16 protein-coding genes are annotated in these 12,674 nt (G+C 40.3%); 9 read left to right on the top strand and 7 right to left on the bottom strand.

Annotation, left to right across the window (positions count from 1 at the left end; translation table 11 throughout):
* Window positions 1-4 precede the first annotated feature (4 nt).
* From B9N66_RS02830 to B9N66_RS10055, 5 genes are read right to left on the bottom strand one after another with little or no spacing between them, the layout of a single operon-like run.
* Window positions 5-1,249, bottom strand: coding sequence for an MFS transporter (locus tag B9N66_RS02830; RefSeq protein ID WP_087579804.1), 1,245 nt, complete (start codon window positions 1,247-1,249; stop codon window positions 5-7).
* Window positions 1,239-1,796, bottom strand: a complete 558-nt coding sequence (locus B9N66_RS02825; RefSeq protein ID WP_257639755.1) for a hypothetical protein — start codon at window positions 1,794-1,796, stop codon at window positions 1,239-1,241. The genes B9N66_RS02830 and B9N66_RS02825 overlap by 11 nt, the downstream gene beginning before the upstream one ends.
* Window positions 1,747-2,025, bottom strand: a complete 279-nt coding sequence (locus tag B9N66_RS02820) for an AtpZ/AtpI family protein (protein WP_084108504.1) — start codon at window positions 2,023-2,025, stop codon at window positions 1,747-1,749. The genes B9N66_RS02825 and B9N66_RS02820 overlap by 50 nt, the downstream gene beginning before the upstream one ends.
* Complete coding sequence (hemL, locus tag B9N66_RS02815) at window positions 2,025-3,308, bottom strand: glutamate-1-semialdehyde 2,1-aminomutase (RefSeq protein WP_087579802.1); 1,284 nt, start codon at window positions 3,306-3,308, stop codon at window positions 2,025-2,027. Before hemL ends, B9N66_RS02820 begins: the two co-directional genes overlap by 1 nt.
* Window positions 3,305-3,910 (bottom strand): c-type cytochrome, encoded by a 606-nt coding sequence (locus B9N66_RS10055; protein ID WP_087579801.1) that lies wholly within the window; start codon window positions 3,908-3,910, stop codon window positions 3,305-3,307. Before B9N66_RS10055 ends, hemL begins: the two co-directional genes overlap by 4 nt.
* Before the next feature lie 83 nt (window positions 3,911-3,993).
* Between B9N66_RS10055 and folD the strand changes: the two genes are divergently transcribed.
* From folD to B9N66_RS02795, 3 genes are read left to right on the top strand one after another with little or no spacing between them, the layout of a single operon-like run.
* Window positions 3,994-4,854 carry a bifunctional methylenetetrahydrofolate dehydrogenase/methenyltetrahydrofolate cyclohydrolase FolD gene (folD, locus tag B9N66_RS02805; RefSeq protein ID WP_087579800.1) on the top strand — a complete coding sequence of 287 codons (861 nt, stop codon included), beginning with the start codon at window positions 3,994-3,996 and terminating at the stop codon, window positions 4,852-4,854.
* 2 nt (window positions 4,855-4,856) lie between these two features.
* Complete coding sequence (gene lepB / locus B9N66_RS02800; protein WP_087579799.1) at window positions 4,857-5,762, top strand: signal peptidase I; 906 nt, start codon at window positions 4,857-4,859, stop codon at window positions 5,760-5,762.
* Window positions 5,749-6,405 (top strand): site-2 protease family protein, encoded by a 657-nt coding sequence (locus B9N66_RS02795; RefSeq protein ID WP_087579798.1) that lies wholly within the window; start codon window positions 5,749-5,751, stop codon window positions 6,403-6,405. Before lepB ends, B9N66_RS02795 begins: the two co-directional genes overlap by 14 nt.
* Before the next feature lie 18 nt (window positions 6,406-6,423).
* On the opposite strand, the gene B9N66_RS09645 is transcribed toward B9N66_RS02795, so the two are convergent.
* On the bottom strand, window positions 6,424-6,636 hold the full coding sequence (locus tag B9N66_RS09645; protein ID WP_257639762.1) for a DUF4139 domain-containing protein: 213 nt from the start codon (window positions 6,634-6,636) through the stop codon (window positions 6,424-6,426).
* A 17-nt stretch (window positions 6,637-6,653) separates the two neighbouring features.
* Entirely contained in the window at window positions 6,654-7,808 is a 1,155-nt protein-coding gene (locus tag B9N66_RS02790) for a hypothetical protein (protein WP_180382052.1), read from the bottom strand.
* Window positions 7,809-7,918: 110 nt separating this feature from the next.
* Here B9N66_RS02790 and rpiB point away from each other — a divergent pair, with 110 nt between their 5' ends.
* From rpiB to ychF, 6 genes are read left to right on the top strand one after another with little or no spacing between them, the layout of a single operon-like run.
* Entirely contained in the window at window positions 7,919-8,362 is a 444-nt protein-coding gene (rpiB, locus tag B9N66_RS02785; protein WP_087579797.1) for a ribose 5-phosphate isomerase B, read from the top strand.
* Window positions 8,359-8,691, top strand: a complete 333-nt coding sequence (locus tag B9N66_RS02780; protein ID WP_002939538.1) for a hypothetical protein — start codon at window positions 8,359-8,361, stop codon at window positions 8,689-8,691. Before rpiB ends, B9N66_RS02780 begins: the two co-directional genes overlap by 4 nt.
* 20 nt (window positions 8,692-8,711) lie before the next feature.
* Window positions 8,712-9,260: an adenine phosphoribosyltransferase gene (gene apt, locus B9N66_RS02775; protein ID WP_002939787.1), complete on the top strand. Its 549-nt coding sequence runs from the start codon at window positions 8,712-8,714 to the stop codon at window positions 9,258-9,260.
* Between the two features lies 1 nt (window position 9,261).
* Window positions 9,262-9,867 carry a DedA family protein gene (locus tag B9N66_RS02770; RefSeq protein WP_021083652.1) on the top strand — a complete coding sequence of 202 codons (606 nt, stop codon included), beginning with the start codon at window positions 9,262-9,264 and terminating at the stop codon, window positions 9,865-9,867.
* Entirely contained in the window at window positions 9,848-11,299 is a 1,452-nt protein-coding gene (locus B9N66_RS02765) for a leucyl aminopeptidase (protein WP_087579796.1), read from the top strand. The genes B9N66_RS02770 and B9N66_RS02765 overlap by 20 nt, the downstream gene beginning before the upstream one ends.
* Window positions 11,299-12,402, top strand: coding sequence for a redox-regulated ATPase YchF (gene ychF, locus B9N66_RS02760; protein WP_087579795.1), 1,104 nt, complete (start codon window positions 11,299-11,301; stop codon window positions 12,400-12,402). Before B9N66_RS02765 ends, ychF begins: the two co-directional genes overlap by 1 nt.
* The last annotated feature ends 272 nt before the right edge of the window (window positions 12,403-12,674 follow it).

Raw genomic sequence — 12,674 nt, 5'->3', positions numbered from 1 at the left:
TTTTTTACTTTTTATTTTTTCTATCGGCAAATTTTCCATTTTGCTCAATAGTAGCTATGCCAGCCGTCCTTGCAACGAGCCTATCGTTATACTCTTTTCTCATGTGCTGTGGTATTGTCTTTTGCGTTAGTGCAAATAAAATAAGTCCAGCAAAAAGCACCAAATAAACATAGATAAAACCAAATGCTCCAAAAATTTTCATCGCATAGCTCATAAGAAGCGGTGAGAAAAGCGAAGCCAAAGAGTAGCTAAATAGCAAGGCACGTGCGACTTGCACGCTCTTTGTCTTGTCTGTGATCTCGTCATTTGCCCTAGCGAGCGAAAGTCCATATGTGCAAAAAATTCCAGCCCCGAAAAAGAATGAAAGCAGATATTCAATCGTTAAATTTTTGCCATTTAGTAAAAACAAAACCGCACTTATTAAAGCCACACTACTACAAAGCAAAATAGCTGGCCTTCTGCCATATCTATCAGAGAAACTACCGATAAAAACTTGAGCTAAAAAGCCTCCGATCATCGCAACCGTCATAAAAAATGACGCCTCTTTTGTGCCGTATCCTTGAAGCAAGACAAAAAGGCTTGCCATCGAAAAAAAGCCGTTTATTGCTAAGCCTGCAATGAGCGCACCAACAAGAGCGAGCGGGACGATACCAAAAATTTTTGGGATGTTTATGGGCTGACGCTCTGGGATTTGAGGCTGATTTATACGGATCAAATTTAATGGAATGCTTGAGAGCATGATAAAAGCTGCACTTATAATAAAAATTTCAAAGGTATTAAGATCAAGCGCCAAGATCAAAATGCCAAGTCCAAAACTTGTGTAAAAAACGCCTTCATAAAAGGCTATCACACGAGATCTTATTTTATTTGGAATTTTTGCATTTAGCCAGCTTTCTATAACCATCAAAAGTGCGTAATAGCAATATCCCAAAAATGCACGCAATATCGCCCAGAATACTAAATTTTGATTTACCGCATGAAGCATAGCTGAGACTGCAAAAATGGCTGAAAAGATGGCAAATGCTCTGATGTGGCCAGTAGTTGAGATGACTCTGTGAGCTGTAATGGTGCTAATTAACGCACCCACAAAAAAGCCCGTGTTAATTAATCCGATCTCTAGCTCACCCACTCCGTTTTGCTTAAGAAGTGCGCTACAAGATGCGATGACTAGGCCATTTCCGATAAAAAGCAAACTCATGCCCAAAAATAGCGGTCCCATCGAGCGGATGATCCTAAAGCTACTTGCCATCAGTATCCTTTGTGGTATTAAACTTATTCTCTATAAGCCCAAAAATAAATGCGCCAATAGGCATCGGAGCAAGCCCAACTAAAAAGCCAGACACATTTAGTAAATTTTCATTTTTTAAAAAAATAAATCCAAAAAAAAGTATCGCATAAGCCACCAAGCGGTAAGGCATAAAGGCTGCTGCGAAACTTTTATCTTTAAATGAAAATTTCTGCTTTTTTAGCCTTGCTTTTTCTTCTTTTAGGCTAAATTCTTTTGTCTTATTTTGCACCAAATTTTCATCATCTTCATCGTCCTCTTCTTCTATCTTGGCTAAAATTTCATCTCTTGCATTTTCTAGCCGAGAATTTATGCGGTTTTTATAGGCAAAAAAGCTAGCCGTTAAGATGATAAGCGAGGCAAAAAATGAAATTTGCGAGCTTATGAAAAATTGATTTGATATAAATTTGCCAATCACACTAAGAGCTAGCCAAAGCGCAAAATAGCAAATCAAAAGCCTACTAATCATCCTCATCATCGTCTTTTGTGTAGCCTTTGTATCTGCTTTCATCTTTTAGCTCATCTAAGCTTTTTATCTGTGCTTTGTAAGCTTTATAGACGTTTAAAATAGCAGCTGCGATGCCAATAGCAAAGCCTATCCAAAGAGCTGGCGTGAAATTTGTAGCCTTTTTTACAAAATACCCAAGTCCGGTGCCAAGCAAGATCGCGACTACGATTGAAACGCCAAGGCTTAGCTGCTCAGCACCCGCTACGATATCTTTTATCTTAAATTTTGCCATTAGGCTTTTATCTCCAAAAACGCCTCTTTAGCTGCGCTTACCGCTAGATCAATGTCGGCTTCACTCATCGCATCGCAGATAAATCCAGTCTCAAACTGGCTTGGTGCTAGATAAATTCCACGCTTAAGCATCGCTTGGTGAAATTTAGCAAAGAGCTTTGTGTCGCTCTTTAGCGCATCATCGTAGTTTTTTACCACGTGATCTGTAAAAAAGTAGCCAAACATCGAGCCACGAACATCAGTTTGGATAGTGATGCCAGCGCTTTTTGCAGCTTCTTTAAAGCCGTCCATTAGTTTTATAGCAAGCTTTTCAAGCCTAGCGTATAAATTTAGATCACTATTTATCTTTGAAATAGCTGCTATGCCGGCACTCATCGCCACTGGATTGCCACTTAGCGTGCCTGCTTGATAGACAGCGCCATCTGGGCTTAAGCAGTCCATTATCTCAGCCTTGCCACCAAATGCAGCGACGTTCATGCCTCCGCCTATAACCTTGCCAAATGTGATGAGATCAGCGTCCACCTCGTGAAATGGATATGAGCCAAGGCGAGAAGCTCTAAAACCGCTCATAACCTCATCAAGGATAAGCACAGCGCCAAATTTATCGCAAAGCGCTCTAAGCTCCTCTAAAAATTTCTTATCAGCTGGTACAAGCCCCATATTTCCTGCGATAGGCTCGATTATGACGACACCGATTTTGTCTTTATTATTTTCAAAGATGGCTTTTACGCTCTCGATATCGTTATAAACTGCTAGATAAGTGTTTTTCACAACATCTTGTGGCACACCGCTGCTTGAAGCGTTGCCGTATGTCGTAGCGCCACTTCCTGCTTTTATAAGAAGTGCATCGCTGTGTCCGTGATAGCAGCCTTCAAATTTTATTAGTCCATCTTTTTTAGCATATCCTCTAGCCACTCTAATAGCGCTCATAGTGGCCTCTGTGCCAGAGCTAACGAAGCGAATTTTATCTATTTGCTTAAATTCATCGCAGATAAGCTTTGCTAGAGCTGTCTCTTTTGGAGATGGCGCACCGTAAGATACGCCTTGTTTTACAGCAGAGATGATCGCTTCTTCGATATCTTTGTCGCAGTGGCCAAATATGAGCGGTCCCCAGCTTTGGATAAAGTCAAGATACTTTTTGCCCTCGACATCATAGATATAAGCACCCCTAGCGTGATCGATCATTACAGGCTCACCACCAACACTGCCAAATGCACGCACTGGTGAATTTACACCACCTGGGATGTATTTTTTGGCTTCGCTAAATGCTTCTTTATTTGTCATTTTTTATCCTTTTGATTTTGTGTTTTTAAATTTGTCTTTTGATTATCTTTTTGATTTGTTACTGGTTTCACTGTCGACTTTGGTGCTTGCGTAGTGGCAGTTTTTGCTGACTCAGCTGGCTTAGTTGGTGCAGTTTTAGCTGGCTCTGCTGGTTTTGTAGCAGGGGCGGCTTTGGCAGATTGCTCTGGCTGTTTTTGTGTCGTATCAGTGGAAACTGGCTTACTTAAATTTTGCGCTTTTGCTGCTTTTGAAGGAGTATTTATCTTATTCGTAATGTATTCATAAAGAATCGTAGTCTCCTCGTCTGTCAAAAAATAGCTTGGCATGACACCTTTTGGCTTAGTTAAAGCGGCTTTAAAGCTTTCAAAATCTATATCATTTATCTTTGGTGCTCTAAGCTCATCGTCAACCGTTTTGTTTACTTTTTTGTCAAAGTGTTTGTATTTAGATATGAGACTACCCTCGCCCTTTGCACCGTGACATTTGTCACATCCTATGCCACGTGGATTTAGGTATAGCATCTTGGCGTACTCGGTCTTTGTGATAAAATCAGTACCAAAAATCGCTACACAAAAAAGCAAAATCAAAAAAACAGACCGCATAAACCTCTCTTTTAAAAATTTAATTTAATTTTAGGTATGATACCACCCTTGTGATTAAAAAAGCTTTTAAATAAGGATCAAGTATGAAAATTTTAGACGGCAAAGCCGTATCTTTAAAGGTCAAAGAAAGCGTAAAAGTAAGAGCTGAAGAACTAAAAAAATTTGGCGTAGCGCCTACATTAGCTGTTATCCTAGTGGGCGAAGATAAAGCATCTCAAACATACGTTAGAGCCAAAGAGAAAGCCTGCAACGAATACGGCATAAAAAGCGTAGCTCACCGCCTAAGTGAAAATACAACCCAAGCAGAGCTTCTAGCACTTATAAATGTGCTAAATTTAGACGATAGTATCCACGGCATCTTGGTGCAGTTGCCACTTCCAAAACATATAGATACAAACACCGTTTTAGCAACGATTGATCCAGCAAAAGACGTAGATGGTTTTCACGCTGTAAATGTTGGCAAACTTGTTAGCGGCCTTGATGGCTTTGTGCCTTGCACACCGCTTGGAGTTATGGAAATTTTAAAAGCGTATGGTATTGACGTGGCTGGGCTAAACGCGGTTGTTATAGGTAGAAGCAATATTGTTGGAAAGCCTATGGCAAACTTGCTTTTAAACGCTTCAGCAACCGTTACGATCACTCACAGCAAGACTAAAAATTTAAAAGAAATTTGCAAAAATGCTGACCTCATTGTCGCAGCCATTGGCAAGCCATTTTTCTTAAAGGCTGACATGGTAAAAGATGGCGCAGTAGTCGTTGATGTAGGCATAAATAGACTTAATGATGGTAGGCTTGTAGGTGATGTGGATTTTGACGAGGTTGCACCAAAATGCTCATACATCACGCCGGTTCCTGGTGGCGTGGGTCCGATGACAATAGCTATGCTTTTAAATAACACAATCCTTGCAGCACAAGCAAAGATAGCTAGCCAAAAAAGAGCGTAATAATGAAAAAATTTTTTACTAAATTTTATGACTTTTGCTCGAGCTGGACTGGCACGGTTATCATTGTTTTGCTTGTCATTTTCTTTGTGGCTCAAGCCTTTGTGATCCCGTCTGGTTCGATGAAAAATACACTTTTGGTTGGTGATTTTTTATTTGCAAAAAAATTTGTTTATGGTATACCAACGCCAAGAATTCCGTGGCTTGAGATAAAAATTTTACCCGAGCTAAATGACAATGGGCATCTTATCACAGGTGATGGTCCAGCAAGAGGCGATATAGTCGTCTTTCGTTATCCAAAAGATGAAAAGACCCACTTTGTAAAACGCTGCTTTGCCACAAGCGAAGATGAGATAGTATTTACCGAAAAAGCCTTGTATTTGCGTCCAAAAGAGGGAGATGATTTTATAAAGGCAAACTGCCGTGAAAATTTAAATGGTAAAGAGAGTAAATTTGGCTACCCATGTAGCGATATAACCGAGCTTGATGGTAAGCTTTTCATAAAAGAGCCATATAGATTTAGCGGCATCCACTACGACGAAAATGTAAATTTATTTGAGCAGATGGTTTTCATGCTAAATACAAACAAATCAAACATCTTTATGAAGCCAGCGCTCATTAGCTCACTACCGCAAAATCCAAATTTTAACTTTAATGCATTTTACGTCAAAGTACCAAAAGATGAATACTTCATGATAGGCGACAACCGCGATCACTCAAATGATAGCCGTTTTTGGGGAAGCGTGGCTTACAAGGACATAGTCGGAGAGCCTTGGTTTATATATTTTAGCTGGGACAGCAACTACAATGTGCGTTGGGAGCGTATCGGACGCTTTGTAGATACGATAGAAAACGATGAGTTTTTTACAAAACAAGCTCTAAAAGAGGGAGAAGTTGATGGACTTCACTAATTTTGACCCCATAAAAGTCGCCACTATCGTCATCTCTTTAATAATCGCTATCGTCGGCCACGAAATAGCTCACGGCTATGTAGCATATAAATTTGGCGATAACACCGCAAAAAACCTTGGCAGACTTAGCATAAATCCTATAAAACATATTGACCCAGTTGGCACCATCATCGTGCCACTGGTGCTTTATCTAAGCACTGGCATGATGTTTGGCTGGGCAAAACCAGTGCCTGTAAATACCTACACAGTCGTGCGAAATGGCGGCTACAAGGCAGCTATTTACGTAAGTCTAGTTGGCATTTGCTACAACATCATCCTAGGCGTCTTGTCGCTTTTTGTGCTAAAGGCTTTATTAAACATAGAAACCTTTGAAATTTTACTTCAGTTTTTATTTACACTTGCGCTTTTAAATTTGATGTTAGCCATCTTCAACCTCTATCCGATCCCGCCACTTGACGGCTTTCACGCACTCGAGTATGCGCTTAGAAATTTTGGCTTTCACGCACTGGCAGAGAAGCTTGAGGGCATCTCGCGATACGGCTTTGTCATCCTTATCATCATCCTCGTCTCGCCTTTAAAAGACACTATCTTTTATCCGACAAGATACGTTTTAGATATCGCAAGCGCCTTTATAAATAGCTAAATTTAGAGCAAATTTGCTCTAAATTTTTGGCTTTTTGATCTTATAAGAGTACTCTTTTTTAAATTCCTCTTTTGGCGCAAGGCTAAATTTAAGCTCCACCTTGCCATCTTTGCTGATATCTTTTTTATTAAAGCCCTTTATCTCGACCTTTACCGCCTCGTCAGCAGATACTGGCACGCGATCGACCAAGGTGACATCGACACTTTTGCTTGAGTTATTTTTGACACTTATCTCATAGTTCTCTTCGCTTATGCGGTCTTTGCCAAGAAGCGAGCTTTTTTAAATTTATTTAATCGCTCTTTTTTAAGCTCGATTAGCTCGTTTTGTCCTAAAAATAGCTCAGAGGGCTCATCTTTAGCTTTCATCTCAAATTCGCTTGGACTACCGACACTCATGCCATTAACATAAAACTGCGTTTTAGCTGGCGTTAGATCGTCATTTAGCTTAAAGCTAGCTACGTTATATGCCTTTAGTGAGCCGTAAAAATCAGCAAAAACGCTAAAATTTGCGTCCATTTTTTGCGTGTCATAAGTTATATATTTGCTCTCGCCTTTTGCTAAATTTATCCCATCTATCTTCCAAATTTTGGCAAACTCATTCTCGTCTCTTTGCACATGCATATCAGCGACCTCAGCGGTGACTTTTGCGGCTCTTAGCATATTTTTTGAAGCGCCGTAACCATCAGCCTCTGCCTCGCTCTCCTCATACCAAGGGTAAAACTTGCTTGGAGCAAGCGCCTTTTGATATCTGGTTGGATAGATAGCGAGCTTTAAATTTTTAACATCGCTTGCAAAAGGGTTGGTGAGCAAAATTTCTTGTTTTATCAAGATATTTTTGTTTTTCATATCTGCATAAATTTCATTTAGCGTCTTTGGGGCCTCATCATCCATATATGAAAGCGTCGCCTCTTTTGGACTGCAAGCAAATTTCATATCAAGCTGCAAAAATCCAGCCATCTCGCTTTTTGGCTCATTTTCTTTAAGCGCTTCAAGCTCGCTTTTAGCAGCTGAAATTTTCTCGATATTTTCTAGGCTAAATTTATAAAACTCATCAGCTCTTTTTGTCACGTCGTTACTTTTATCTTCTCCTACCAAAGCTTGTTCTATAAACCTGCCTCTTGCATTTAGCGCCTCAAGTTTGTTGTTTAAGCTTATAACTTCTTGCTTCCATTTTATGTAACTTGGGCTATTTTCTTCGCTTATCTTTTTTAGATTAGCATTCGCATCACAATCCCCATTTATAGTGATGCTCTCACTCTCCACACCCTCTGGCACAAAGGCGCTAAAAGAGCTATTTGCGTCACTAAATTTTTGAGTGACGATGGTTTGATCTGTGTAGATCTCTATCAAATTTTCATTTGCTAAGGCTAGCACTGAAGCCATTAAAAAGAGCGTCTTTTTCATATTTTTCCCTTTTAAAAATTTCACAAATTATAGCCTTTTCTCACATGCAAGCAAAATTTTATTTTAATGCAACTTTGACTATAATCTGCAAAAAATTTATTGGATTTTTCATGAAAATAGATAAAATTTTTATCGCTTGCGATCACGCCGGTATAGAGTTAAAAGCAGAGCTAAAAGAGGTCATAAAAAGGCTTGGGCACGAAGTCATTAACCTTGGTACGAATGACAAAAATAGCGTTGATTACCCTGATTATGCGCATTTGCTAGCAAGCAAGCTTGAGCCTAACTGCTACGGCGTGCTCATTTGTGGCACAGGTATTGGCATATCAATCGCTGCAAACAGGCATGAAAACGTAAGGTGTGCCCTTTGTCACGACGAATTTACCGCTAGACTTGCAAGAGAACATAACGATGCAAACGTTATCGCTTTTGGAGCAAGGGTTATTGGAGCTGGCGTGGCTACAGCAGCACTTGAAACATTTTTAAAGACAGAGTTTGCAGGCGGCAGACATGAAAGAAGAATCAAAAAAATAGAGCTTAAGGAAGCCAAATGATAGGCGAGTGGATCGTTTTTACTGCTCTTGTTTGTGCTGCGATCTACCTAACCGTCATGGTTTTTTACTTTAAAACGCTTCTTAAAAAAGAGCGTGCGACAAAAGATTTTATGAAAAATAACCTCCAAGACACCGAGGTCGTCATAAGAAAATTTCAGATCCAACTTCAACGAAGCCTCGGCAACATCGACATCTTAACAGACGAGCTAAACAAAACTAAAAACGACGTGACCTCACTTCGCACAAGAAATTCCCAGTACCGCCTAGAAAACGACAAGCTAAGACAGCGCATTCGTGAGCTTGAAGGCAAGATCGAAGCGCTACTATAACCTCAAATTTAAGGAAATTTATGAAAATTTTAGATCAAAAAGGCAAAGAATTTTTACTAAACTCTATTCGCTGCATAAACGATTTTCCAAAGCCTGGCATAGTCTTTCGCGACATCACGACGCTACTAAATAACAAAGAGGCATTTAACTTTTTGATAGATCATTTGGTGGCTAGATATGAGGATGCAAATATCGACTATATCGCTGGTATCGAGTCACGAGGCTTTATCTTTGGCGCGGCGCTTGCGGCAAGACTAAGGCTACCTTTTGTGCCTATTCGCAAGCCAAAAAAACTGCCTTTTATCACGCTTTCTCAAAAATATAGCCTAGAATACGGCGTAGATGAAGTGCAAATTCATATCGACGCCTTTGGAGAAAAAGCGGGCGCTAGAGTGCTTTTGATGGACGATCTCATAGCCACTGGAGGCACTGCAAAGGCTTCAGTTGAGCTTATCAATCAAACTAACGCAACCTGCGTAGAGGCGTGCTTTCTCATAGATCTAGTCGATCTAAAAGGTAGCGAAAAGCTAAAGTCGCTTACTAAAATTTACAGCGTTTTAGAGGTTTAGAATGGAAGAGTTTTTTATAGAACTGCTTAAAGAGTACGGCTACATCATACTTTTTGTCTGGTGTATCATGGAGGGCGAGATGGCCTTAATAATGGCTGGAATTCTCGCTCACACCACGCACATGCATATCGCTCTTGCTATCTTTGTTGCTGGACTTGGAGGCTTTGTGGGAGATCAAATTTACTTCTACCTTGGCCGTTACAATAAAAAATACATCGCAAAAAGGCTTCACACGCAGCGGAGAAAATTTGCAGTGGCGCACATAATGCTGAAAAAATACGGCTGGCCGATCATCTTTTTGCAACGCTATATGTATGGCTTTCGTGTCATCATACCGCTTTGCATAGGACTTACCGGCTATGACGCCAAAAAATATGCCTTTATAAATTTGATCAGCGCTTGGTGCTGGGCGGCGATCACCACCATACCTGCTTGGATACTTGGCGAGCATATATTAGTGCTACTTCAAAAAGCAAAAGAGCACTGGTATGTCGCTATCCCAGTGGTTGCCATATTTATGGGGCTTTTGATCTACACATTTAAGCGCATCGAAAATAAAATTTTAAACGAAAGGAGAGACAGAAGACATGCAGTTTCAAATAGTTGATAAAAAATTAAAAGATATAAAAGCTGATATTGAACTAATTTTCGTAGTAGATAAGGACTTAAAACATAAATTTATAGGCGATAAAGAGGCTATTAAATTTAACAATTACAAAGGCGATAGCGTCCTCATCCTAAGCGAGGCAAAAAGAGCTTACGTGCCACTTTCTAAGCTTGATCTTGACGAGCTTAGAGTTGCAGCCGCTAAAGCTTATAACGCGCTAAAATCGCTAAACATCAAGAGTATAAAGCTAGCTTCTTACGTAGCGGAGTGCCAAAAACTAAGCTTTGAAGCGCTAGCTGAGGGTTTTTTGCTTGGAAGCTATGAATTTAACAAATATAAAGAGAAAAAAGAGAAATACACCCTTAAAGAGGTCATCTTTTCTACTGAAGAATTTGCTGGCAAAAAGGTCGATCTAAAAGCTGCAAATGAGGGCTTTAAAGAGGCAGAGATAGTAGCAAATGCTACAAATTTTGCAAAAGATATCGTAAATGAAATCCCAGAAATTTATACACCACAAAAGATGGCCGAGGATGCGCAAAATTTAGCCAAAAGCATCACAAGCATAAAGTGCGAGGTCTATGACGAGAAATTTCTAGCAAAAGAGAATATGAACGCATTTTTGGCGGTAAATCGCGCAAGTGTGCATAAACCAAGGCTCATCCATCTAACATACAAGCCTAAAAAATCTAAAAAACGCATCATCTTTGTCGGCAAAGGCCTAACATACGATAGCGGTGGCCTTAGCTTGAAACCGGCTGATTATATGCTTACTATGAAATCAGACAAAAGCGGCGCAGCAGCAGCACTTGGCATCATAAAAGGCGCAGCAGAGCTAAATTTACCATTTGAAATTCACGCCATTTTGGGCGCCACTGAAAATATGATCGGAGGCAACGCCTACAAGCCTGATGACGTGCTTATTTCAAGAAGTGGCGTTAGCATAGAGGTAAGAAACACCGATGCAGAGGGACGTTTGGTCTTGGCTGATTGCCTAAGCTACGCACAAGACTTTAAGCCAGACATCCTAATCGACATGGCAACCCTAACTGGCGCTTGCGTCGTGGGGCTTGGCGAGTACACAACAGGCATCATGGGCAACAGCGAGAGCCTAAAAAGCGAGTTTAAAAACAATATAGAAGATAGCGGCGAACTAGCGACTACGCTTGATTTTAACCCTTATCTTAGCGAACTTATTAAAAGCCAGATCGCAGACGTTAGCAACTGCGCCTCAAGCAGATATGGCGGCGCGATCACAGCTGGCATGTTTTTGGCCAAATTTATCAAAGATGAGTATAAAGATAAGTGGCTACACCTTGATATCGCAGGTCCAGCGTACCGCGAAAAGGCTTGGGGATATAACCAAGCAGGTGCGAGTGGAGCTGGCGTTAGGATGAATTTATACTTTTTACAAGCACTTAGCAAGGAGAATTGATGGGACTTTCAGTTGGAATCGTAGGCCTACCAAATGTGGGCAAATCAACGACATTTAATGCACTTACAAAGGCGCAAAATGCCGAGAGTGCAAACTATCCGTTTTGCACTATCGAGCCAAATAAAGCCATCGTACCAGTACCTGATAAACGCCTAAATGAGCTTGCAAAGATAGTTAATCCTAATAAAATTCAATATTCAACCATCGAATTCGTAGATATCGCTGGCCTTGTAAAAGGGGCGAGCTCTGGTGAGGGACTTGGCAATAAATTTTTATCAAACATTAGGGAGACCGAGCTTATTTTACACATAGTTCGCTGCTTTGAGGATGAAAACATCACCCATGTCGAGGGCAGCGTCGATCCAGTAAGAGACATCGAGATCATCCAAACTGAGCTGATACTAGCTGACATCGAGCAGCTAAACAAAAAGATAGAAAAGCTCACAAGAGAGGCTAAAGCAAACGCAAAAGGCGCAAAAGAAGCGCTTGAGATAGCAAATTTACTCCTTGCTCACCTAAATGAAGGCAAAAGTGCAAGTAGCTTTGAGCAAAGAGATAGCGAGGCATTTTTGGCACTTAACAAAGAGCTAAGACTTTTAAGTGCAAAAGAGGTAGTTTATGGTGCGAATGTCGATGAAGAAGGGCTTAGTGAAGATAATAAATTTGTAAAAGCGCTAAAAGAGTACGCAAAAGCCTCAGATCACGAGGTTATCAAGCTTTGCGCCAAAGTAGAAGAGGAGCTAATAGGCCTAAGCGACGAAGAGGCACACGAATTTTTAGCCTCTCTTGGCACGAGCGAAAGCGGTCTTGAAAAGATCATAAGAACGTCTTTTGCAAAGCTAAATTTGATAAGTTATTTCACCGCTGGCGTCGTTGAAGTAAGGGCTTGGACGATCACAAAAGGCTGGAAAGCACCAAAAGCAGCAAGCGTCATCCACAATGACTTTGAGAGGGGCTTCATCAGGGCTGAAGTGATAGGCTACGAGGACTACATCGCACATGGCGGTGAAAACGGAGCCAAAGAGGCTGGTAAAATGAGACTTGAGGGCAAAGAATACATCGTACAAGATGGCGATGTAATGCACTTTAGGTTTAATGTTTAAATTTAGCCCTCTTTTGGGCTAAATAGTCAAAAAATATTTAATCCTTTGGCTGTATAAGGTGAATTAAAACTTCCTTATTATAGTTGATAAAAATTCTTTTGAAAAATATACTAAGTTATCTTATGTCTTATTAATAATTTTTATTGATACATAAGCTTCTCTATACAAGCAATGATGTAAATGCTATCAGCTCTGTGATATCAATATGGGTTTTATAAGTAAAGATAATAGCTTAGTTGCAGAGGTTGATGGCTCAATGAAGAACACAATTA

This window comes from Campylobacter concisus (genome assembly GCF_002165775.1).
Classification (GTDB): Bacteria; Campylobacterota; Campylobacteria; order Campylobacterales; family Campylobacteraceae; genus Campylobacter_A; species Campylobacter_A concisus_E.
The sequence above is the reverse complement of the archived record's forward strand: the minus strand, read 5'-3'. Positions and strand labels throughout refer to the sequence as shown.

Coding starts and splice junctions, on each gene's coding strand:
- B9N66_RS02830 (WP_087579804.1), bottom strand. CDS start 1,249: ATGGCAAGTAGCTTTAGGATCATCCGCTCGATGGGACCGCTATTTTTG.
- B9N66_RS02825 (WP_257639755.1), bottom strand. CDS start 1,796: ATGAAAGCAGATACAAAGGCTACACAAAAGACGATGATGAGGATGATT.
- B9N66_RS02820 (WP_084108504.1), bottom strand. CDS start 2,025: ATGGCAAAATTTAAGATAAAAGATATCGTAGCGGGTGCTGAGCAGCTA.
- hemL (WP_087579802.1), bottom strand. CDS start 3,308: ATGACAAATAAAGAAGCATTTAGCGAAGCCAAAAAATACATCCCAGGT.
- B9N66_RS10055 (WP_087579801.1), bottom strand. CDS start 3,910: ATGCGGTCTGTTTTTTTGATTTTGCTTTTTTGTGTAGCGATTTTTGGT.
- folD (WP_087579800.1), top strand. CDS start 3,994: ATGAAAATTTTAGACGGCAAAGCCGTATCTTTAAAGGTCAAAGAAAGC.
- lepB (WP_087579799.1), top strand. CDS start 4,857: ATGAAAAAATTTTTTACTAAATTTTATGACTTTTGCTCGAGCTGGACT.
- B9N66_RS02795 (WP_087579798.1), top strand. CDS start 5,749: ATGGACTTCACTAATTTTGACCCCATAAAAGTCGCCACTATCGTCATC.
- B9N66_RS02790 (WP_180382052.1), bottom strand. CDS start 7,808: ATGAAAAAGACGCTCTTTTTAATGGCTTCAGTGCTAGCCTTAGCAAAT.
- rpiB (WP_087579797.1), top strand. CDS start 7,919: ATGAAAATAGATAAAATTTTTATCGCTTGCGATCACGCCGGTATAGAG.
- B9N66_RS02780 (WP_002939538.1), top strand. CDS start 8,359: ATGATAGGCGAGTGGATCGTTTTTACTGCTCTTGTTTGTGCTGCGATC.
- apt (WP_002939787.1), top strand. CDS start 8,712: ATGAAAATTTTAGATCAAAAAGGCAAAGAATTTTTACTAAACTCTATT.
- B9N66_RS02770 (WP_021083652.1), top strand. CDS start 9,262: ATGGAAGAGTTTTTTATAGAACTGCTTAAAGAGTACGGCTACATCATA.
- B9N66_RS02765 (WP_087579796.1), top strand. CDS start 9,848: ATGCAGTTTCAAATAGTTGATAAAAAATTAAAAGATATAAAAGCTGAT.
- ychF (WP_087579795.1), top strand. CDS start 11,299: ATGGGACTTTCAGTTGGAATCGTAGGCCTACCAAATGTGGGCAAATCA.